The organism is Micromonospora sp. NPDC005087 (genome assembly GCF_042872965.1).
Taxonomy (GTDB): domain Bacteria; phylum Actinomycetota; class Actinomycetes; order Mycobacteriales; family Micromonosporaceae; genus Micromonospora.
In genome coordinates this window covers 146,067-166,607 of sequence record NZ_JBIALB010000004.1, presented here as the reverse complement: position 1 = coordinate 166,607, position 20,541 = coordinate 146,067, and the positions used below count along the sequence as shown (strand labels likewise).

At 73.0% G+C, this 20,541-nt stretch carries 21 protein-coding genes; 6 read left to right on the top strand and 15 right to left on the bottom strand.

Annotation, left to right across the window (positions count from 1 at the left end; genetic code table 11):
* Positions 1 to 9: 9 nt before the first annotated feature.
* Positions 10 to 768, bottom strand: a complete 759-nt coding sequence (locus ACFYPS_RS11825; protein ID WP_354963448.1) for a type III pantothenate kinase — start codon at positions 766 to 768, stop codon at positions 10 to 12.
* A gap of 118 nt (positions 769 to 886) precedes the next feature.
* On the opposite strand from ACFYPS_RS11825, the gene ACFYPS_RS11820 reads away from it, so the two are divergent.
* Positions 887 to 1,978: a DUF5919 domain-containing protein gene (locus ACFYPS_RS11820; protein WP_387324262.1), complete on the top strand. Its 1,092-nt coding sequence runs from the start codon at positions 887 to 889 to the stop codon at positions 1,976 to 1,978.
* Between the two features lie 29 nt (positions 1,979 to 2,007).
* Here the strand turns inward: ACFYPS_RS11820 and nadC are convergent, their stop codons facing one another.
* The 7 genes from nadC to ACFYPS_RS11785 all read right to left on the bottom strand — a co-directional run bounded on the left by nadC (position 2,008) and on the right by ACFYPS_RS11785 (position 8,925).
* A complete protein-coding gene (gene nadC, locus ACFYPS_RS11815; RefSeq protein ID WP_387324259.1) occupies positions 2,008 to 2,910 on the bottom strand; it encodes a carboxylating nicotinate-nucleotide diphosphorylase in 903 nt (300 codons plus the stop codon).
* 106 nt (positions 2,911 to 3,016) lie between these two features.
* Entirely contained in the window at positions 3,017 to 4,714 is a 1,698-nt protein-coding gene (locus tag ACFYPS_RS11810; RefSeq protein WP_387324257.1) for an L-aspartate oxidase, read from the bottom strand.
* Positions 4,715 to 4,822: 108 nt separating this feature from the next.
* Entirely contained in the window at positions 4,823 to 5,719 is an 897-nt protein-coding gene (locus ACFYPS_RS11805) for a septum formation family protein (RefSeq protein WP_387324255.1), read from the bottom strand.
* Between the two features lie 93 nt (positions 5,720 to 5,812).
* Positions 5,813 to 6,241 (bottom strand): aspartate 1-decarboxylase, encoded by a 429-nt coding sequence (panD, locus tag ACFYPS_RS11800; protein ID WP_387324253.1) that lies wholly within the window; start codon positions 6,239 to 6,241, stop codon positions 5,813 to 5,815.
* 41 nt (positions 6,242 to 6,282) lie between these two features.
* Positions 6,283 to 7,131: a pantoate--beta-alanine ligase gene (panC, locus tag ACFYPS_RS11795; RefSeq protein ID WP_387324250.1), complete on the bottom strand. Its 849-nt coding sequence runs from the start codon at positions 7,129 to 7,131 to the stop codon at positions 6,283 to 6,285.
* Positions 7,132 to 7,186: 55 nt separating this feature from the next.
* Positions 7,187 to 8,146 carry a Rossmann-like and DUF2520 domain-containing protein gene (locus ACFYPS_RS11790; protein ID WP_387324248.1) on the bottom strand — a complete coding sequence of 320 codons (960 nt, stop codon included), beginning with the start codon at positions 8,144 to 8,146 and terminating at the stop codon, positions 7,187 to 7,189.
* A 188-nt stretch (positions 8,147 to 8,334) separates the two neighbouring features.
* Entirely contained in the window at positions 8,335 to 8,925 is a 591-nt protein-coding gene (locus ACFYPS_RS11785; RefSeq protein WP_387324245.1) for a TetR family transcriptional regulator, read from the bottom strand.
* A gap of 120 nt (positions 8,926 to 9,045) precedes the next feature.
* On the opposite strand from ACFYPS_RS11785, the gene ACFYPS_RS11780 reads away from it, so the two are divergent.
* From ACFYPS_RS11780 to ACFYPS_RS11770, 3 genes are all read left to right on the top strand, one after another.
* On the top strand, positions 9,046 to 9,957 hold the full coding sequence (locus ACFYPS_RS11780) for an SDR family oxidoreductase (RefSeq protein WP_387324243.1): 912 nt from the start codon (positions 9,046 to 9,048) through the stop codon (positions 9,955 to 9,957).
* A 133-nt stretch (positions 9,958 to 10,090) separates the two neighbouring features.
* The gene (locus tag ACFYPS_RS11775; protein ID WP_387324240.1) at positions 10,091 to 11,254 is read left to right on the top strand and encodes an SAM-dependent methyltransferase; all 1,164 of its coding nucleotides are present in this window, start codon (positions 10,091 to 10,093) and stop codon (positions 11,252 to 11,254) included.
* On the top strand, positions 11,251 to 12,438 hold the full coding sequence (locus ACFYPS_RS11770; RefSeq protein WP_387324237.1) for an NADH-quinone oxidoreductase subunit D: 1,188 nt from the start codon (positions 11,251 to 11,253) through the stop codon (positions 12,436 to 12,438). The genes ACFYPS_RS11775 and ACFYPS_RS11770 overlap by 4 nt, the downstream gene beginning before the upstream one ends.
* Positions 12,439 to 12,442: 4 nt before the next feature.
* On the opposite strand, the gene ACFYPS_RS11765 is transcribed toward ACFYPS_RS11770, so the two are convergent.
* Positions 12,443 to 14,119, bottom strand: coding sequence for a hypothetical protein (locus tag ACFYPS_RS11765; RefSeq protein ID WP_387324234.1), 1,677 nt, complete (start codon positions 14,117 to 14,119; stop codon positions 12,443 to 12,445).
* A gap of 174 nt (positions 14,120 to 14,293) precedes the next feature.
* Here ACFYPS_RS11765 and ACFYPS_RS11760 point away from each other — a divergent pair, with 174 nt between their 5' ends.
* Positions 14,294 to 14,635: a hypothetical protein gene (locus tag ACFYPS_RS11760; protein ID WP_387324232.1), complete on the top strand. Its 342-nt coding sequence runs from the start codon at positions 14,294 to 14,296 to the stop codon at positions 14,633 to 14,635.
* Between the two features lie 59 nt (positions 14,636 to 14,694).
* Here ACFYPS_RS11760 and ACFYPS_RS11755 read toward each other — a convergent pair whose 3' ends face one another.
* The 3 genes from ACFYPS_RS11755 to ACFYPS_RS11745 form a co-directional block, all read right to left on the bottom strand.
* Positions 14,695 to 15,699, bottom strand: coding sequence for a glycine betaine ABC transporter substrate-binding protein (locus ACFYPS_RS11755; RefSeq protein WP_387324229.1), 1,005 nt, complete (start codon positions 15,697 to 15,699; stop codon positions 14,695 to 14,697).
* 226 nt (positions 15,700 to 15,925) lie between these two features.
* Entirely contained in the window at positions 15,926 to 16,627 is a 702-nt protein-coding gene (locus ACFYPS_RS11750) for an ABC transporter permease (RefSeq protein WP_387324630.1), read from the bottom strand.
* Between the two features lie 32 nt (positions 16,628 to 16,659).
* On the bottom strand, positions 16,660 to 17,346 hold the full coding sequence (locus tag ACFYPS_RS11745) for an ABC transporter permease (RefSeq protein WP_354963435.1): 687 nt from the start codon (positions 17,344 to 17,346) through the stop codon (positions 16,660 to 16,662).
* Positions 17,347 to 17,348: 2 nt separating this feature from the next.
* On the opposite strand from ACFYPS_RS11745, the gene ACFYPS_RS11740 reads away from it, so the two are divergent.
* Positions 17,349 to 18,353: an ABC transporter ATP-binding protein gene (locus ACFYPS_RS11740; protein WP_387324226.1), complete on the top strand. Its 1,005-nt coding sequence runs from the start codon at positions 17,349 to 17,351 to the stop codon at positions 18,351 to 18,353.
* A 23-nt stretch (positions 18,354 to 18,376) separates the two neighbouring features.
* Here the strand turns inward: ACFYPS_RS11740 and ACFYPS_RS11735 are convergent, their stop codons facing one another.
* The 3 genes from ACFYPS_RS11735 to ACFYPS_RS11725 form a co-directional block, all read right to left on the bottom strand.
* Positions 18,377 to 18,808 (bottom strand): hypothetical protein, encoded by a 432-nt coding sequence (locus ACFYPS_RS11735; protein ID WP_387324223.1) that lies wholly within the window; start codon positions 18,806 to 18,808, stop codon positions 18,377 to 18,379.
* 125 nt (positions 18,809 to 18,933) lie between these two features.
* Positions 18,934 to 19,242 (bottom strand): hypothetical protein, encoded by a 309-nt coding sequence (locus ACFYPS_RS11730; RefSeq protein ID WP_089021851.1) that lies wholly within the window; start codon positions 19,240 to 19,242, stop codon positions 18,934 to 18,936.
* 53 nt (positions 19,243 to 19,295) lie between these two features.
* Positions 19,296 to 20,510, bottom strand: coding sequence for an ABC transporter permease (locus tag ACFYPS_RS11725; RefSeq protein WP_387324220.1), 1,215 nt, complete (start codon positions 20,508 to 20,510; stop codon positions 19,296 to 19,298).
* Between the last annotated feature and the right edge of the window lie 31 nt (positions 20,511 to 20,541).

Below are 20,541 nucleotides of genomic sequence, written 5' to 3'. Positions count from 1 at the left end.
CCACCGGAGTCACAGGTTCCGGTCGTAGACCATCCGCAGCCCGATCAACGTGATCATCGGCTCGTGGTGGGTGATGCTGTGGCATTCGTTGATCACCAGCGCGGCGAGGCCGCCGGTGGCGATCACCGCCTTCACCTCGCCCAGCTCCTCGGTCATCCGCTCGACGATCCGGTCCACCTGCCCGGCGAAGCCGAAGTACAGGCCGGACTGGAGGCACTCCACGGTGTTCTTGCCGATCACCGAGCGGGGCTTGGTGGCCTCGACCTTGCGCAGCTGGGCGGCCCTGGCGGCCAGCGCGTCGAAGGAGATCTCGATGCCCGGGGCGAACGCCCCGCCGAGGAACTCGCCACGACCGCTGATCACGTCGAAGTTGGTGGTGGTGCCAAAGTCCACCACGATCGACGGCCCGCCGTAGAGCGTGTACGCGGCCAGCGTGTTCACCACCCGGTCGGCACCCACCTCCTTCGGGTTGTCGATCGCCAGCTGAACCCCGGTCCGCACACCGGGCTCGACGATCACGCTGGGCAGGTCGGCGTAGTAGCGGCCGAGCATGGTGCGCAGCGAGCGCAGCGCGGCCGGCACCGTGGAGCAGGCGGCCACGCCGGTGATCTCGACGTTGTCCCCGGCGAGCAGGCCCCGGAACATCAGGCCCAGCTCGTCCGCCGTCGAGCGGGCATCGGTCTTGATCCGCCAGGAATGCACCAGCTTGTCGCCGTCGAAGGTCGCCAGCACGGTGTTGGTGTTTCCGATGTCGATGCAGAGCAGCACGCACGAAGCCTAGACAACGACCGTACGGACGGGCGCGGACCGGCCGGCGGACCGTATCCTGGTCCCATCACGACATGAACATAGGTCGATCCACGGCGCGGCCGGACGGGGAGCGGACATGTCGGGGACGTGGTGGGTGCGCGGGCGCAACACCCTGCGCCGGCGCCGGCGGCACGTGCTGGTGCTGGTCGCGCTGGCCGGCGGCGCGATCTGGATGATCGTGCAGGCGTGGCAGGCGTCCCGACGGGAGACCGGCAGCTTCGCCGGGGACCTCTACCTCAACATCGGCGCCGCGCTGATCATGACGCTGCTGACCTACGTGGTGCTCAACCCGCTCTTCCGCGAACTCCAGACGGTCAGCATCATCGAGCATCCCCGGCTGGACCGGGATGCGCTGATCGAACGGGTCGCCCAGTGCCGGGAGACCGTGGCCATCCTGGAGACCTGGACCAGCATGCTCGAGGGCCCGTACGCGACCCGGTTCGTGGCCGCGCTGCGCTCCGCGCTCGCCAACGGCGCCACCGTCAAGGTGCTGCTGCTGGACCCGGACTCACCGGCGGTCCGGCTGCGCGGCGAGGAGCTGCGCCGGCGGGACGCCTCGGTGGCCATCCTCAACAACCTGTGGCACCTGGCCCGGCTCCGCGAGGAGCTGCCGGAGGCGGCCCGGGCCCGGCTCCAGGTCCGGGTCTACAGCGCCGCCCCTTCCGTGCAGATGTACCGCTGGGACGGCAAGGCGTTCATCTCGTTCTTCCCGGTGCAGGGCAGCACCTTCGACACCCAGCAGATCGAGGCGTTCGTCTCCACCCCGCTGGGCGAGTTCGTCGACGACCGGTTCGCCGAGCTGTGGGAGACCGCGCCCCTGGAGGACCTGGAGGCCTGCCTCAGCCTGCGGCTCTGCCTACGCCAGGCCGGACGGGACGTGGAGACCTGCGAGGCGCTCTACGTACGCTCCGACGGCGACTGGTACATCGCCGGCACCGACCTGGTGCGCAACGTCGCCCGACACGGGCTGGCCGGGCTGAGTGTGGTGCTGGACCGGCCCGAGGTGGCGGGCGAGGTCTTCGCCATCGGCGAGGCGGACGAGCTGGCGCCCGCGATCTACAACCGGGTGCTGGAGCTCTTCCGGGCCAAGTACGGGCTCGACGGCCGGCAGGACACCGAGAACCGGGTGATCTTCAATCTGGCCGCCACCTCACTGACCACCGTCTGAGGCCCGGCCCGCCGCCGGCCGCGTACCCGTCATTCGATCCGCAGGTCCATCGCGATGTCCAGGATGGGCGACGAGTGGGTCAGCGCGCCCACCGAGAGGAAGTCCACGCCGGTGGCCGCGTACCGGCCGGCCACCTCCAGGGTGAGCCCGCCGGTCGCCTCCAGCTCCGCCCGGTCACCCACCGCGGCCACCGCCTCGGCCAGCGTCTCCGGAGTCATGTTGTCGCAGAGCAGGAAGTCCGCGCCGGCGTCCACCGCCTCCAGCGCCTCGTCGACCGTGGTCACCTCGACCTGCACCGGCACCTCCGGGAACGCCTCCCGGACCCGCCGGTACGCCGCGGTGATGCCCCCGGCCGCGAGCTTGTGGTTGTCCTTGATCATGGCCACGTCATAGAGGCCCATCCGCTTGTTGGTGCCGCCGCCCGCCCGCACCGCGTACTTCTCCAGCGCCCGCAGGCCCGGCGTGGTCTTGCGGGTGTCCAGCACCATCGCCTTCGTGCCGGCCAGCGCGTCCGCCCAGGCACGGGTGTGGGTGGCCACCCCGGACATCCGGCAGAGCAGGTTGAGCGCCGTCCGCTCGGCGGTGAGCAGCAGCCGGGTCGGCCCGGTCACCGTCGCCAGCACATCGCCGCGGGCCACCCGCTCGCCGTCGCAGGCCACCTGCGACACCTCGACGGTACGGCCGAAGCCGGTCACCTCGCCGACCAGCTCGAACACGGCGGCGGCCACGCTCAGCCCGGCCACCACGCCGTCCGCGCGGGCCACCAGATCGGCGGTGTCGGTCTGCTCCGCCGGGATGGTGGCCACGCTGGTGACGTCGAGGAAGTCCGGCCCCAGATCCTCGACCAGCGCGGTCTCGATCACCGTCCGCACCTGCGCCGGGTCCAGGCCGCCCGCCCGCAACGCCCGCTGCGTCGACTCCGTCAATGCCATCTCCGTTCGCGACTGCGGGGCTCGCAACACCGGCTCACTCCTCGCGCTCACTGGGCCATCTCCGTTCGCGACTGCGGGGCTCGCAACACCGGCTCACTCCTCGCGCTCACTGTTGCCGTCCCTCCCACTGCTGCGTCAACCGACCCTGCGCCCCGACCGACCCGACCAGGTGGCCCAACCACCGCTCGTCGGCCGTCGGGAAGTCCTCCCGCCAGTGGCAACCCCGGGTCTCACCGCGCGCGTACGCTGCGGCCACCAACGTCGACGCCACGGTGAGCAGGTTCGTCGCCTCCCAGTCGGCCGTCCGCGGCCGACCTCGGGCGGTGCCCATCTCGGTCAGCGTCCCGGCCGTCTCGGCCAGCGTGGCAGCCGAACGGAGCACCCCGGCGCCCCGGGTCATCGCCCGTTGCAGGGCCGGCGTCGCCTCGGCCGGCAGCACCCAGCCCGCACCACCGCGCCACGCGCCGGTGTCCGCCGGTCGGACCTGCTCGGGCAGGCCCGCCGCGATGTCGTCGGCGATCCGCCGGGAGAAGACCAGACCCTCCAACAGCGAATTGCTGGCCAGGCGGTTCGCGCCGTGCACGCCCGTGCAGGCGACCTCGCCGCACGCGTACAGGCCGGGAATCGAGGTGCGGCCGAACAGATCGGTGCGGACACCGCCGGAGGCGTAGTGCGCGGCCGGGGCGACCGGGATCAGGTCCGTGGCCGGGTCGACACCGATCGCCAGGCAGGACGCCACGATGGTCGGGAACCGCCCGGCCAGGAACTCCCCGCCCAGGTGCCGGGCGTCGAGGAAGACGTGGTCCGCGCCGGTGGCGAGCAGCACCCGGTGGATGCCCTTGGCCACGACGTCCCGGGGAGCCAGCTCGGCCAGCTCGTGCTGGCCCACCATGAACCGCTTGCCGTCCCCGTCCACCAGGTACGCGCCCTCGCCGCGCAGCGCCTCGGAAACCAGCGGCTGCTGCGCGTGCCCGGCGCCGGGCACACCGGCACCGGGCGGCGTCATGAGGGCGGTCGGATGGAACTGGACGAACTCCACGTCGGTCACCGCCGCGCCCGCCCGCATCGCCAGCGCCACCCCGTCCCCGGTGGAGACCGCCGGGTTGGTGGTGGCCGCGAAGATCTGGCCCATCCCGCCGGTGGCCAGCACCACCGCCCGGGCCAGCAGCGCTCCGACGCCGTCCTCGCTGCCCTCGCCGAGCACATGCAGGGTGATCCCGCAGGCCCGGCCGAGCCCGTCCGGGCCGTCGCCGGGAGCGCGCAGCAGGTCCAGCACCAGGGCGTGCTCGACCAACCGGATCCACGGGTCCCGCTGAACCGCCGCGTGCAGCGCCCGCTGCACCTCGGCCCCGGTGGCGTCCCCGCCGGCGTGCACGATCCGGTCCGCCCGGTGCCCGCCCTCACGGGTCAGCATCAACGAGCCGTCCGGGTGGCGGTCGAACTCGGCGCCGATCCGGATCAGCTCCCGCAGTCGGACCGGGCCCTCCTCGACCAGCACCTGGACAGCCGCCGGGTCGCAGAGCCCGACGCCGGCGACCTCGGTGTCCGAGGCGTGCGCCGCCGGAGTGTCCCGCGGATCGAGGACCGCCGCGATGCCGCCCTGCGCCCACCGGGTCGAGCCGTCATCGATATTGACCTTGGTGACCACCGTGACGTGCAGGCCCGCCTCGCGCAGGTGCAGCGCCGCGGTCAACCCGGCGACCCCGGAACCCACCACGATCACGTCGGTGGTCTCCACCCAGCCTGGCGCGGGCGCGGCCAGCAACGGGGGCAGGGCCGGCAGGTCGACGGTCGGAAGGTCCATCCCCCCAGTCAACCCGAACCGTCCTCGTCCGGGGCGCCGGGGGCGGGACGAGTGGTATGGGCTACCCCGTCCCGCACCCACCGCGCCGCGCAGACCGGTGGGCCATGGTCACTTCGTCCGGACCGGCAGCCCCGCCGGGCCCGCGCTCCGCAGCGAGGCGGTCACCGTACGGTCGCTGAGCCACAGGTAGCAGCGGACCCCCCGGTCACCGACCCGCCAGCGCCCCGCACCCGGCGGGCGAACGACCACTCCGCTGCGGAACCGCAGCTCGGCGTCGTCCGGCACCCCCACATACCGGCCGAGGACGCTGCGACAACCCGTGTAGAGCGGAGCCCAGTCGGCATCCCGGGTCGGGTACGGCCGGTCCGGCGCTCGCCAGACCCCGACGAACTCGGCGTCGTGCCGAGCGCCGCACTCCACCGGGATCAGCGTCTGCACGCCCCGGCCGGCCCCGCCGCGGGTCTGCTGACAGCCCAGCCGCAGCCCGGAGGGCCCCTTCAACGCGTCCCGCAGGCTGCCCGACCGGACCACCACCGTGGCCGCCGCCTCCACCGTGGTCAGCTCGCTGAGGTCGCACCGGTACCAGCGGGATCCGGCCGCCCAGCCCGGCGCCGAGGGCAGCGCCACCGACAGCCGCAGCCGGCCCGCCCGCCAGTCGTCGCCCACATACCCGGTGGCCCGGGTGTCGCAGTCGGCGAACGCGCCACGCAGCTCCGCCGAGCCACCGGCCGGGGCGGTGGCCCGCTCGACCGGAAAAGCGCCGACGTGCACGGTCTCCAACCGGTGCGGGCCGGCGCAGTCCATCGGCTGGTAGCTGGCCAGGGTGACCACGTCGGTGAAGTCGGCGGCCTGACACACCCCGGCGACCGGGGTGAGCGCCGCCGCTGGCGGCAGGGCCGCCCAGTCATCGGTCAGATCATCGTCCAGGCCGCCGTCTCCGGCGCAGCCGACCAGCAGAACTGCCGTGGCGGCGGCGGCGAGCAGGGTCGTCATCGCACGGCGCATCGCGGCCTCCCCCAGCCACCGACCAGCTTCCGACGGCGTGACAAGGGTAACCGGAAATGACCTTCCGGTGACAGACCGGAATCGCCGCGCGGATCAGACGCTGGCCACGGCCAGCGGGCTCGGCACCGGGTCGCCGGCCGTGCCCGGAGCCGCCGCAGCCGGATCGGCGCCCAGCTCGACCACCCGGTTGTCGGCGTCCACGTGCACCACCCGCGGCCGGTACGACCGGGCCTCGGCGTCGTCCATCTGCCCGTACGAGATCAGGATGACCAGGTCACCAGGGTGCACCAGGTGCGCGGCCGCGCCGTTGATGCCGATCACGCCACTGCCCCGCTCGCCCGGGATGACGTACGTCTCCAGCCGGGCACCGTTGGTGATGTCCACGATCGCCACCTGCTCGCCGGGGAGCAGTTCGGCGGCGTCGAGCAGATCCTCGTCCACCGTCACCGAACCGACGTAGTGCAGGTCGGCCTGGGTCACCGTGGCGCGGTGGATCTTCGACTTGAGCATGGTCCGCAGCATCGGGATGGCCTTTCGCGAAAGTGGTGGAGGGTGCGGCCGGGTCAGGGGCGGGGAGCGAGGTGGATGGCCGCGTTGTCGATCAACCGCGTGGCGCCCACCCACGCGGCGATCACCAGCCGCGCCGGCCCGGACACCGGCCCCGGCTCCAGCTCCGGATCGGTGAGCACCAGGTAGTCGAGCCGGGCACCCGGCGTACCGGCGCCGAACGCGGCGTGCGCGGCGGTCAGCACCGCCCCCGCGTCCAGACCGGCATCGGCGGCCTGGGCACCGGCCCGCAGCGCGGCGGACAGGCTCAGCGCGGCGGCGCGCTCGGGCCCGCTCAGGTAGCGGTTACGGCTGGACAGCGCCAACCCGTCCGGCTCCCGGACGGTCGGCACACCGACCACCTCGACCGGCACGTCCAGATCCCGGGCCATCCGCCGGACCAGGGTGAGCTGCTGGTAGTCCTTCTCTCCGAAGAACGCCAGGTCCGGCTGGGTGAGCTGGAACAGCTTCAGCACCACGGTGAGCACCCCGTGGAAGAAGCCGGGCCGGCTCGCTCCCTCCAACTCCTCGCCGAGCGGGCCCGGGTCGAGCCGCACCCGGGGCTGGCCGTCCGGGTGCATCTCGGCCACCGACGGGACGAAGACCACGTCGGCGCCGGCCCGACGGCACACCTCGAGGTCCGCGTCCAGGGTCCGCGGATAGCGGTCGAAGTCCTCGTTCGGCCCGAACTGCAACGGGTTCACGAAGATCGTCACCAGCACGTGGTCGGCCCGGTCCCGCGCCGCGCGCAGCAGCGTCTCATGCCCGGAGTGCAGGGCACCCATGGTCATCACCACACCGACCGTGCCCTTCAGCCCGGCACGAGCCTCGGCCAGGTCGGCGCGGGTGTGCACAAGCTGCGTCATCGCGTCACCTCCGTCCAGCACTGCGAGGCTCGCAAGATCGGCTCACTCCTCGCGCTCACGCGTTCACCTGCCGGGTGGTGTCGGCGAGCACGCCGAGCAGCGACTGCGCGTCCACCGGCCGCAGCCGGCCGGCGGCGATCGCCCGGTCGGCGGTACGCCGGGCCAGCGCCAGGTACGCGGGAACGGACTCCGGGGCGGTCGCGGCCAACCGGGCCAGGTGCCGCTGGACCGTGCCCGCGTCGCCACGCGAGACCGGGCCGGTGAGCGCGTCGTCGCCGAGCCGCAGCGCGTTCTCCAGGGCCGCCCGCAGCAACGGGGCGAGCACCTTCTCCGGCCGGGCCACCCCGGCGTCGCGCAGCCGGTCGGTGGCCTCGTTCACCAGGGTCACCAGGTGGTTCGCGCCGTGGGCCAGCGCGGCGTGGTACAGCGGGCGGTCGGCCTCGCCCACCCACTCGGGCACTCCGCCGAGGTCGGCGACCAGTCGGGCGGCCAGGGGGCGCAACTCCGCCGGAGCGGTCACCCCGTACGAGATGCCGGCCAGCCGGGTCAGGTCGTCCGGCGTACCGGTGAAGGTCATCGCCGGGTGCAGGGCGAGCGGCCGGGCGCCCACCGCGACGGCCGGCGCCAGCACGGCCAGCCCGTGGGCGCCGGAGGTGTGCGCGACGATCTGGCCCGGGCGCAGTGCGCCCCGGTCGGCGAGGTCGGCCACCACACCGGCCAGCGCGTCGTCCGGCACCGCGAGCAGCAGCAGGTCGGTGGCGGCGTGGGCGACAGCGGAAACCGGGCGGCGGGGCACCTCCGGCAGCAGCAGGGCGAGCCGGGCACGGCTGGCTCCGGAGCCGCCGGTGACGGCGACCACCCGGTGGCCGGCGGCGGCGAGTGCGGCGCCCAGCACGGCACCGACCCGGCCGGCGCCAACGACACCGACGGTGAGCAGACGGGAGGTGGCGGGGGGAGCACCGAGAACGGCGGGCCCGTGAGGGGCGGCCGGACGCGGGCGCAGCGGTGCGCTCATGACGACGATCCAGTCCTCGAGAAGGGGTACCGGTCGATCGCAAGTATGCGCCCGCGTCACAGAGCCGAAACAGGATGTGTGAAAACGTTCACCACCGAAGAATGGGCCCCTTGTTAACGCCTCAAGGGCCCTTCCCAACCGGTGCGGGACCAGCGGCGGGGTGCATCACCCGGGCAGCGGGGTGGAGGTCACGGCCGACCACGGTCGGGGCATGGCCCCGGGGCCGACGTGATCGCGCGCAGCTCGGTGGCCACCTCGGCGATCAGGTCGGTGAGCGGGGCGTCGCTGTCGGGCGCGACCCAACGGGCGTACGCAACCCGGAAGACTGTGACACCCGACTCGGTGGCCAGGGTGGCCGTAGTCTCGCCGAGGCCCTTGGCACGCAGCGCGGTAATGACCGCGGCCACCATTGAGGTCCCTTTGCGCAGCTCACGCTCCTGGAGCTCGGGGCTGCTCGCAATGATGGACTGGCGCACCCGGACCAGCTCAAGGCGGTCGGCGAAGATTTCCTCCGCCACCCGACGGAAGGCGACGACGACCGCCTCGAAAGGGGCGGCGTCCGTCTCGGCCACCGCCTTGACCAGGACCTCCTCCAGGTGCCCGCCGCCGCTGAAGAGCGCCTCGCGCTTGTCGCCGAAGAGCCGGTAGAAGGTGCGTTTGTCGAGGCCGGCGCGGGCGGCGATGTCGGCGACCGTCGTCTGCTCGAACCCGCGTTCACGAAACAGCTCGAAGGCGGCCGCCTCCAGGCGGCCGCGCGCGTCCGGTTGCCAGCGGGCCATGTGGCGATGGTATCCGATGTCACACCGCGACATTATTTCGTCCGAGGGATGTCGCGCGGTGACATCGCGAGCTACGGTGATGTCGCCAAGTGACATCGGTACTCACACGAAGGAACCACCATGCGCGTATTCGTCACAGGTGCCTCCGGCCATCTCGGCTCTGCGGTCGTGCCGGAACTGCTCTCCGCCGGACACGACGTCGTCGGCCTGGCACGCTCAGACGCGTCCGCCGCCACGATCGAGAAGCTCGGCGCCCAGGCACGCCGCGGCGACCTGTCCGACCTCGACGTGCTTCGGGAAGAGGCGGCGGCCTCCGACGGGGTGATCCACCTGGCGTTCCGCCACGACCTCATGATCAACGGCGACCTGGCCGGTGCCGCCGCGGCCGATCTGGACGCCCTCAAGGCACTCGCCGACGGCTTGGATGGCTCCGGCAAACCCCTCGTCGGCACGACCGGAACGGCCATGCTCGCGATGGGCGGCATCGTCGGCCGCCCCGGCACCGAACGCGACACCTTCCCGAGCGGCGGCTACCGGATCGACGCGGAGAACTTCGTAGCCAATCTTGCCTCCCGCGGTGTGCGCTCCTCCATCGTCCGGCTCGCGCCCACCGTGCACAGCTCGCTCGACCACTACGGCTTCATCACCGCCATCATCGCGGCCGCCCGGCAGAACGGGTACGCCGCATATGTCGGCGAGGGCGCCAACCGGTGGCCGGCCGTGCACACGCTCGACGCGGCCGAGCTCTACCGGCTCGCCCTCGAAAGGGCCCCGGCCGGTGCGCGCCTGCACGGAGCCGCCGACGAGGGAGTCCCCTTCCAGCAGATCGCCGCTGCCATCGGCCGCAACCTCGACATCCCGGTCCGAAGCATCAGCGCCGATGAGGCGAACGACCACTTCGGCTTCCTCGGCTCGTTCGTGCAGCTGGACAATCCGACGTCGTCCGCGATCACGCGCGAACTGCTGGACTGGACCCCCTCCCACCCCCGCCTGATCGCCGACCTGAACGAAGGGCACTACTTCCAGGCATGAGCCGCGAACGGCGGCCCTGACTCCTGCCGGGACACCGGCAGTTCCTGTCCGGCACTCGGCCGGGTGCGCGGGTCGATCCGCCAGGTGACCGTAGGGTCGGCACGGTGACGCACCCCGAACCCGGACTGAGCTGATGTCGATGCTGTGGCGGGACGCGATGAGCCAGGCCCTCTACGGGCCGGACGGCTTCTTCGTCGCTGGCACCGGGCCGGCCGATCACTTCCGAACCAGCGTGCACGCCTCCCCGGCGTTCGCCAGCGCACTGCTACGCCTGATCGCAGAGGTGGACACAGCCCTGGGCCACCCTTCCCGCCTCTCCGTGGTCGACGTGGGCGCCGGGCGGGGCGAACTGCTTCTTACCCTGCTCAGGCTCGTCTCAGCCGGGGACGCCGTCGGGCTCGCGGTGGGGGTTTCCGGGGAGCCCACCCGCTCCGGGCGGTCAGGCTTGATCCCTCCGCAGGCGGGCTCCCCGGAAACCCTGACTCCCACGGCCGCCGTCCGTCCCTCTGGGGACGAGCCGTCGGCGGTCGCCGTTCGTCCGTCGCTCGCGGAACGCGTGCGGTTCACGGCAGTCGAGTTGGCGCCCCGTCCCGAGCACCTACCGGAGGAGATCGGGTGGGTGTCTGAGATTCCTGCTGGGATCAATGGGTTGCTGCTGGCAACCGAGTGGTTGGACAACGTTCCGCTGGACGTGGCGGTGCACACGACAGATGGCTGGCGATATGTGTTGGTCGATCCCGAGAGCGGTTCGGAAACTGTTGGCGAACTGGTCAGCCTCGATGATCTTGATTGGCTCACGACCTGGACGGACGCGACCAGCGCGAGCGAGTCGGGTTTCCGGGCAGAAATCGGAAGGACGCGGGACGAGGCGTGGGCGGACGCGGTGAGCAGGATCGAGCGGGGGATGGCGCTGGCCGTGGACTACGGACATCTGCGGGAGAGCCGGCCGGTCGACGGGACGTTGACCGGGTACCGGGCCGGGCGGCAGGTGCCTCCGGTGCCGGACGGTTCGAGTGATGTGACCGCGCACGTGGCCATGGACTCGGTCGCCTCCGCCGGTGCGGCGGTCGCTCGGTGTGCGTACTCCCTGGTCTCGCAGCGGGAGGCGCTGCGGGCGCTCGGGGCCGACGGCGGCCGACCGCCGCTGAGCCTGGCCGGCACCGACCCGGCGGGGTACGTGCGGGCGCTGGCCGCCGCGTCGGCGGTGGCCGAGCTGACTGACCCGGCCGGGCTCGGCGGGCACTGGTGGCTGCGCCAACCGGTCGGCATCCCGCTCGGTCCGGCCGTGGCACGATGACGGGCATGACCACCGACGCCGGGGACCTCCGTGAACTGACCGTCGGCACCGGGGCCGGCCTGGTCGCCGGCACCGGCGATCAGCAGCTCGGCACCGACATGGTGCTGAACATCGGCCCGCAGCACCCCTCCACCCACGGCGTGCTGCGGCTGAAGCTGGTACTCGACGGCGAGCGGGTGATCGCCTGCGAACCGATCATCGGCTACATGCACCGGGGGGCGGAAAAGCTCTTCGAGGTACGCGACTACCGGCAAATCATCGTGCTGGCCAACCGGCACGACTGGCTCTCGGCGTTCTCCAACGAGCTGGGTGTCGTGCTCGCGGTGGAGCGGCTGATGGGCATGGAGGTGCCCGAGCGGGCCACCTGGCTGCGGATGGCACTGGCCGAGCTGAACCGGGTGCTCAACCACCTGATGTTCCTCGGCTCCTACCCGCTGGAGATCGGCGCGATCACGCCGGTCTTCTACGCCTTCCGGGAGCGGGAGACCATCCAGGCGGTGATGGAGGAGGTCTCCGGCGGGCGGATCCACTACATGTTCAACCGGGTGGGCGGCCTCAAGGAGGAGGTGCCGTACGGCTGGACCGGCCGGGCCCGCGCGGCGATCGGCGAGGTACGCCGGCGGCTCCCCGACCTGGACCACCTGATCCGGCGCAACGAGATCTTCCTGGCCCGGACGGTGGGCGTGGGCGTGCTCTCCGCCGCGGACGCCGCCGCGTTCGGCGCGTCCGGGCCGGTGGCCCGGGCGTCCGGGCTCGACCTGGACCTACGCCGTGACGATCCCTACCTGGCCTACGACCAGCTGGACGTGCCGGTGGTCACCCGCACCGCCGGTGACTGCCACGCCCGTTTCGAGGTGCTGCTCGACCAGGTGTACGCCTCGCTGGACCTCGCCGAGCAGTGCCTGGACCGGGTGGACCGGCTGACCGGGCCGATCAACACCCGCCTCCCGAAGGTGCTCAAGGCGCCGGAGGGGCACACCTACGCCTGGACCGAGAACCCGCTCGGCATCAACGGCTACTACCTGGTGTCCCGGGGTGAGAAGACGCCCTGGCGGTTGAAGCTGCGCACCGCGTCGTACGCCAACGTGCAGGCACTGTCCACCCTGCTGCCCGGTTGCCTGGTGCCGGACCTGATCGCCATCCTCGGCTCGATGTTCTTCGTGGTCGGCGACATCGACAAGTGACCGGTCAGCGCCAGCGGTCGGTGGCCGGGGCGCCCCCGGCGCGCGGCACGTCGTCCTGCGGCGGGTAGCCGTACCGCTCGTCGACCCGGCGTCGGCCGGCCCGCTCCGGCGCGGGCTCCGCCTGGTGGCCCCGCTGGCGCGGCGGGCGCCACTCGTCCGGCACCGGCACGCCGCCCACCGGCAGCGCCGGCCGGTCCGCCGGCTCGTCCCGCCAACCGCCGTCGCGGTCGTGCTGGCGCGCCGGCTCGTCCCGCTGGTACGGCTCGCGCTCGTCGTACCGGCGCGGCTCGTCGTAGTGGCGCGCGTCCTCGTGCCGGCGGGACTCCTCGTGGCGGCGGGGCTCCTCGTGCCGGACGGAGGCCCAGCTGTCGGCCACCCGGTACTCGGCGCCCGTGGCGTCGGCGTGCACCTCGGCCCGGCGCTCCCCGACCCGCAACTCACGGCCGTTCTCGTCGTCCCGAACGGCGGCCCACCGGTCACCGGCCCGCAGCTGCGACCAGTACTCACCGGTGTCGTCGGCCCGCAGAGCCGGTCCGGGCTGCGCCGCGGCCGTCGCCCGGTCGGGTTCCCGCTGCTCCGACCAGCCGCGGTCGTCGGGGCCCGCCCACGAATCCGGCTGCGACCGGTCCGCGACGGGCTGCGGCCGGGCCCCCCAGCCGGACTCGTCGGGCTGGGGGTACGCGTCGCGCGGATCGGTCCACTCCGGCTCGTCGCGGCGGGCCGTCCAGCCGGGCTCACCCCGGGTCGCGGGCTGCGCGCCCCGGGAACGCTCCTCCGCGCCGCCGCCCCGGGTCCACTCCTGCGCCGGCGGGGTCCACTGCCCGGCGTACCCGCCGCCGTACCGCGCACCCGGCTCGGCCGGGCCGCCGTCCACCACGGTGTGCCGGGTGGTGACGTGCACGGTCTCGGTGTGCCGCACCACCCCGACCGGACGGCGCCCCGACTCGGGGCGGTCGTGCTCACGAGGGCGGGGCACGGAGCCGTACCCGGCGGCGGCCGGCCGTTCCGGGCCGTACCCGGCGGCCGGTCGTTCCGCGCCGTACAGCCCGGCGGCCGGCGGCTCGGCACCGGCGTCGGGGGCCTCCCGGTGGTACGCCGGCTCATCATCGTCCGCGTGCTCGGGGCGACCCCACCGGGCACCGGCGTCCTCCGGGGGCGACACCCGACCCCGGCCCGCCGGGACGCCGCCGGGCACCGGCACGCGGCTGCGGGCGACCGGGACATCGTCGACCGGCTCGCCGGCCGATACCCGGGCCCGGCCGGCGCCCGCCGGTTCGGCGGCGGCGGGGACGCCGCCGGCGAGCGCAGCGCCGCTGGCGTCGAGGCGGCGGCGGACGGCGACGACACCCTCCTGGGCCCGGTGTGCCTGGTCGAGCGCCTGGTTACCGCGCTGCGCGGCGGCGACGATCTCGGCGCGCAGCTCCCGGCGGAGTTCCTCGATTTCGTCCAGCAGCTCATCGGCTCGCGCCGAGGCGTCCTCACCGTCGGGCCGCAGCGCGATGGACAGGCCGATCAGCACCACCGCCAGGATGGCGAGCACCGCCGCGAAGCGCAGCGGGCCGTTGCCGTCGGCGACCAGCAGGATCAGCGCCGCCACCGGAGCTAGGCCCACACCGGCCCAGAAGAGCAGGGTGAGCAGCGGCGGTTGACGCCGGGCATCGGGGGCGACCGGGGCTGGCATGGCTGTGCAGCCTACCGAGGATCCCCGCTCAGGGGAACGGACCTGAACACCCCTCGGGGAACTTGACCTGGCCATCCATCGCCGCATCTACATAACCCACTCCGTGACGATGCATGCACGTGGTTCAATCGGCGCAGGGCAATCATGGAGGTGGATATGAGAGCGTCGAGAACGGTGAAGCGCGTGTCCGTGGTGGCGGCAGCCGCCGTGGTGGGGGTCCTGGTGGCCGGCCAGCCGGCCTGGGCGGTGGAGCAGACCCTCAAGATGGGCGACATCAAATTCGCCCACGGGGGCGTCATCAGCAGCGGCTACACGCTGTACGCCTGCGACGACCGGGCCAACGGTATCGGCGCGGTGACCGAAGTCCGGCTCAACACCGGTTACACCGACAACGTCCGGGACCCCAACGGTTCCGCCACGGGGTGCGGCCAGAAGAACACCTCCGGTTCGTCGTACGCGCTGCAGTACCGGGTGTGCTCTGGTGAGGCGTGCACCGGCTGGGCGCGGGCGTACTGACCTGACGACGCCCCCGACCCGGTGAGGTCGGGGGCGTCGTCAACGCCTCAGGAGGCGGCTCAGCTGGTGGCGAACGCGCCGTCCGACGAGAAGATCAGGCCCACGCTGATGGTGCCGGTGCGCAGCCCGTTCTTGGTCAGCGGCCCGCCCTGGTCCAGCGAGGAGAACGAGCCCACCGACAGCCCGTACGTCTTCTCCAGGCCCGGCTTGCAGAACGGACGCTGCTGGCACTCCGGCGGACCACCCAGCACGGTCGCGTTGCCCGAGCACTTCGCGGCCAGCTCGGACAGGGTCCGCACGCCGTGCTTGTCGGCGAAGGCCTGCGTGACCGCGAAGGCGTTCTGGTCCTGTGCGGCGGCCGGGGCGCCGAAGGTGATGCCCACCTTGTCACCTTCGGCCTTCAGCGCGGTCACCGTGTTGTTGATGTCGGGCGAGGAGACCGGCTGGGCGTTCTGGCCGTTGGCCTTGGTGTTGAGGAACTCCGCCATGGTCGCCGCGTACTCCGGGACGACCTGCACCTCGCCCTTCTCCAGCGCCGGCTCGTAGAGCTCCCGGTTGCCGATCTGCTGAACCTTGACCTGGTAGCCGGCGGCGGTGAGCGCGATCCGGTACAGCTCGCCCAGGGTCTGGCTCTCGGCGAAGTTGCCGGCTCCCACCACGATCTCGCCACCCGGACCCTTGGCTACACCCGCGGTGACGTTGTTGGCGGAAGCGAACTCCTCGGCCGCCACCTTGGGGGTCTTACGGTCGTCGTTGACGGCCTTGTTGAGCTGGATCAGCTTCGGCGTGTCGAGCACGGCGGAGACCTTGTCCAGCGCGGCGATCAACTGCGGGTTGGCCGCCTTGCTGTTGACCGCCGGAATGATGTTGTCGGAGTTCTGGAGTTTCTTGTCGTCCTGCAGTGCGATGAGCTGCTGCCCGGCGACCGGGGCGCACCCGGCCCCGGAGGCGCCCTGCTTGGGCGCGTCGGTGCCGGACGAACCGGCGTCACCGCACCCGGTCAGAAGCCCTGCCGCGGCGACGGCGCCGACCGCGCCGATCGCCAGACGTGTACGTGCGCGCATGTGCCCGCCTTCCGTGTCCCGGCGCGACCCGTCCCGGGCCGGCCGCGTGTCCGACGGGCGATCCTGACTGTCGGCCGCCCGCGAATGTCCACCCAACATCCTCCGGGACCGACCGACAACCTGAGGTGGAGTTCGTCACCGCATCGTCACCGACAACTCGCTGCCGGTCGCCGGCTCGTCGACCGATCACCCGAACGGGTCGTCCCACGGACGAAACGGGCTCAGATCAGGCGCGGCCGGTGGCGTCGGCGGGGCGGGGTCGTCCCGCGCGTTGCCGGTCGCGCCGCAGCGGACGGGGGGTGACCAGCCGTTCGACACCGCCCAGGACCAGCTCGGCCAGCAACGCGAGCCCGGCCACAAGCACACCGCCGGCCAGGATCTGACCCCCGCCGGCCGCGATACTCAGGCCGAAGCCGGTACGGATGATCTCCCCGAGGCCGCCGCCGTTGACGAACGAGGCCAGCGCGGCGGTGGCGATCACCTGCACTGCGGCCGTCCGGAACCCCGCGGCCAGGTAGGGGATCGCGAGCGGCAGCTCCACCCGGCGCAGCACCTGCCCGCCGGACAGGCCCATCCCGCGGGCCGCGTCGAGCGCCTCCACGTCCGCCTGGCGTACGCCGGTGTACGCGTTGGCCAGCAGCGGCGGAACGGCGAAGACGGCCAGCGCCACCACCACCGGCGTACGGCCGAAGCCGAGGAACGTCAACGGCAGGATGGTCAGCAGCGCGAGGGTCGGGATGGCCAGCGTGGCGTTGGACACCAGCACCACCAGGCCACCACCCCGCCCGGTGTGCCCCAGCCAGAGTCCGAGCGGCCAGGCCACCAGGCAGCCGAGCGCCACCGCCGCGGCGGAGATCTCCAGATGCTCACCGAGCCGGTCCAGGATGCCGCCGGGATTGGTCCAGTTCAGCGGGTCGTTGAGCCACATCACCGCCTGGCGCACCGGGCTCGCCGCGACACTCACCGCACGCCCCGGGCGGACCAGGGGGTGACCAGCCGGCCGATGAGGACCAGCAGCAGGTCCAGGAGCACCGCGAGCGCCACGCTGAGCACCGTGCCGGTCATGATCTCGGCCTTGTAGAGGTTGTTCTGGAAACCCGCGAAGATCAGCTGCCCGAGCCCGCCGTGCCCGACCAGCACCCCCACGGTGACCAGCGCGACCGTCGACACGGTGGCCAGCCGCAGCCCGGTCATGATGCCCGGGATCGCCAGCGGCAGGTCGATCCGGAACAGCCGGCCCCACCGGCCGTAGCCCATACCCTCGGCGGCCTCGCGGACCTCGGGCGGCACCTGGTTGAGCCCCGCCACCACGTTGCGGACGATCAGCAGCAGTGCGTACAGGACCAGGCCGACCAGCACGGTGGTGGCGCCGGTGCCAAGGTAGGGCGCGATGAACGCGAACAGAGCCAGCGACGGAATGGTGTAGATCACGCCCGTGACGCCGAGGATGGGCCCGGCCAGCGGGCGGAACCAGTACGCGAGCACGGACAACGGCAGGGCGATCAGCACCGCGATCAGCACCGCGCGCCCGGTGAGGGAGGCGTGTTCACCCACCGCCGCGACGATCGTGTCAGAGTTGTCCCGCACGTACTGCCAGGAGAACCAGGGGTTACCCGGGTCAGCCAGGTAGCTCAGGCGGAAGGACATACGTGGACGTTACCCCGGAGGCCGCCGGCGGGACCGACTCCCCTCGCGCGGCGTCGATCTCCCTTCAGGGCATCCAGAAGCGCTACCCGAACGGCACCGAGGCCGTCCGGGACCTCACCCTGGAGGTCAGGGCCGGCGAGCTGGTGGTGCTGATCGGCCCGTCCGGCTGCGGCAAGTCGACGGTGCTCCGCATGGTCAATCGGCTGATCGAGCCCACCGCCGGGCGGATCCTGCTCGGTGACGAGGACGTCACCGACGTCGACCCGGTGCGGCTGCGCCGCCGGATCGGCTACGTGATCCAGAACGTCGGGCTGTTTCCACACCAGACGGTCCGGGCGAACGTGGCCACCGTGCCCGGGCTGCTCGGCTGGTCCCGTGACCAGACCCGGGTCCGGGTCGACGAGCTGCTCGACCTGGTCGGCTTGGACCCGGCCCAGTTCGGCCGCCGCTACCCGCACGAACTCTCGGGTGGGCAGCGGCAGCGGGTCGGGGTGGCCCGTGCGCTCGCCGCCGACCCCGTGGTGCTCCTGATGGACGAGCCGTTCTCGGCCGTCGACCCGATCGTCCGGGCCCGTCTCCAGGAGGAGTTCCTCCGACTCCAGGCCGAGGTCCGCAAGACGATCCTGCTGGTCACCCACGACCTCGACGAGGCGGTCCGGCTCGGCGACCGGATCGCGGTGCTCTCCCAGGGCGGGCACCTGGAGCAGTACGACACGCCGGCCGCCCTGCTCGGCGCGCCCGCCACCCCGTTCGTGCGCGAGTTCGTCGGGGCCGACCGGGGCATCCGCCGGCTCGCGGTCACCCAGCTCGACCGGGACGCGCTGGAGCCGGTGCCCGGCGACGCCGAGGCGGACCTGCCCACCGTGCCGCTGGACGGCTCCGCGTACGACGCGCTGGCGGTGCTGCTCACGTCCGGACGGGACCGGCTCGTGGTGACCGACGGCGGCCGACCCGTGGGCGCGCTCAGCCGGCAGCGCCTGCTCGACCTCGGTCGCGTGACGGGCTGACCCGCCCGGCTCGACCGGTCGGGTCAGGCCCGGCCGCCGAGGCTGGCGGCGCCGATGATCCAACCGCAGAGGAAGCCGTAGCCGGCGCCGCTGCTGGCATCCTGCAACGCGCCGAGCAGCGACGGGTCCTGGCCGAACGGCGCCGCCAGCACGGCGGCGAGCCCACCGGCCAGCACGTACGCGGCCCAGCCGGAGAAGAACTGGCTCACCGGGCCCGGCACCCGGGCCACCTGGGCGGTGGGCAGCAGGTAGAGCAGAGCCACCGCGAGGACCACCAGCAGGACGGCCCGCAGGTCGGCGGCGAGCAACCCGCCGGGCTGCCCGTCCGCGTCCAGCCGCCAGGCGGGCCAGGCGAGCAGACGCAGGTAGTAAGCGCCGGCCGACGCCGGGTCGGTCTGCGTGCCGACCCATCCGGTGTACGCCGGGCTGCCGCAGATCCCGACCAGCAGCAGCACGGCGAGCGCGCCGGTGCCGGCGGCCGTACCGTACCGGCTGGCCGGGCCGGTGCGGGTGAACCGCGCGATGATCCGCCCAGACCCCGAGCCGACCGACCGGGTGGACCTGGGCCGCCCCGGCCGGCTCAGTGCTTCAACAGGTAGTCGATGAAGGCGGCCCGCAGCAGCGGGGCCGACTCCTCGTAACCGTGGCCGGTCAGCTCCCGCCACAGAGCATTCGCCTCGTCGATGGTCGGGCCGATCGAATTCGGCGCGCCGTCCAGCACCGTCGCCTCGTCCGCGTTCGGCAGGTGCCGCAGCACCGACCAGTAGAAACCCACGTCACGGTGCTCCCGGGCCCGGGCGAACGCCCGCTCCCGCAGCTCCTCGGTAGACAGCGCGTCGAGCTCCTCGAACGAGGATCCGCCGGGGGTGGCGGCAGGTGTGTCGGTCATGCCGCCGAGCCTAACGGTCGAGATCAGCTCCGGCTCAGCGGACGCGACACGGCTCACCGCTCGCCGTCGTCCCACCGGCGCGGGCTGTCCTCCCAGCGCGGATCCCGCCACGGGTCGACCGGTTGCGGCGCGGCCGGCGTCGGCAGGGTGGGAGGCCAGGTGTCGACCGGCTGCGACCGCGGCATCGTCCAGCCCGTGCTGATCGTGCCGTCGCCGACCGGCTCGGGCGTGTCGGTGCTGCCCGTCCGGGGCCGCCCGAACGTCTCGACCAGGCGGGTGACCAGCAGTCCGACGCCGAGCGCGACGCCGCCGACCGTCCAGTGGTCGAACGTCCAGCCGCGCGCCAGCGCGTACGCCTGAAAGACCGTGACCAGGCCCACCGCCAGCAGAGTGCCGAGCAGGCCACCCCGACGGCCGTACGCGCTGGTGCCGCCGAGCAGGGCCACCCCGATCGCCAGCACGGTCCAGTCCAGCCCGGGATCGGGTGTGACCGGCCCGGGGCCGTTGGCGGCGAGCAGCACGCCGGCGAGGGCGGCAAGCACGGTGGAGCCGACCAGTGCGAACGCGGTGACCACGGCAGCCATCACTCCCCGGCGACGGGCCGGGTCGGTGACCGGCCGGTACCGGCCGACCAGCCGGCGGATCGCCCGGATGGCGCCGAACAGCCCGCCGAGGACCGCCACCGCGGCGAAACCGGCGAAGAGGTAGCCGGCGCTCCGCCCGGGGTCGTAGTCGCCCTGCACCAGCACGGGCGCCGACCGGCGTTCGATGTACACCACCACCCCGGCGGCGCCGGCGAGACTGGCCGCCCAGCCCGGCACGTGCAGCACCACCACCGCCAGCGCCAGCGCCAGCCCGGCCAGCGCGGCGACCCCGACCGCCGGACCGACCGACGCCACCAGACCCTGGTCACCCTGCTCCGCGTAGTGCAGCGCGGCGGCGACCGCGACCGGCCCGACGGCCAGGTTCGGAGCGGCGGTACGCAGGCTCAGCCCGGCCGCGAGGGTGAGCAGCCCGAGCCCGACCAGGCCGACCAGCAGGGTGCGCAGGCTGTCGCCACGCAGCACGTCCGAGTCGGCCCGCCAGAGCAGCCAGCCCAGAGTGGCGACACCGGCCAGCAGCAGGACCTCCCACCCCAGGTGCACGCCGACCCGGTCCCGACCGGGCTCACCTTGGCTGGGGTCGTCGAAGACGTTCTCCAGAACGGCGGCGGGCACCCCGGACGAGGGCTCTACCGACCCTTCCCGGCCCGCTTCTTCGTACCCCATGACGCCGCCTCCCCAGTGGCCGGCCGTCCCC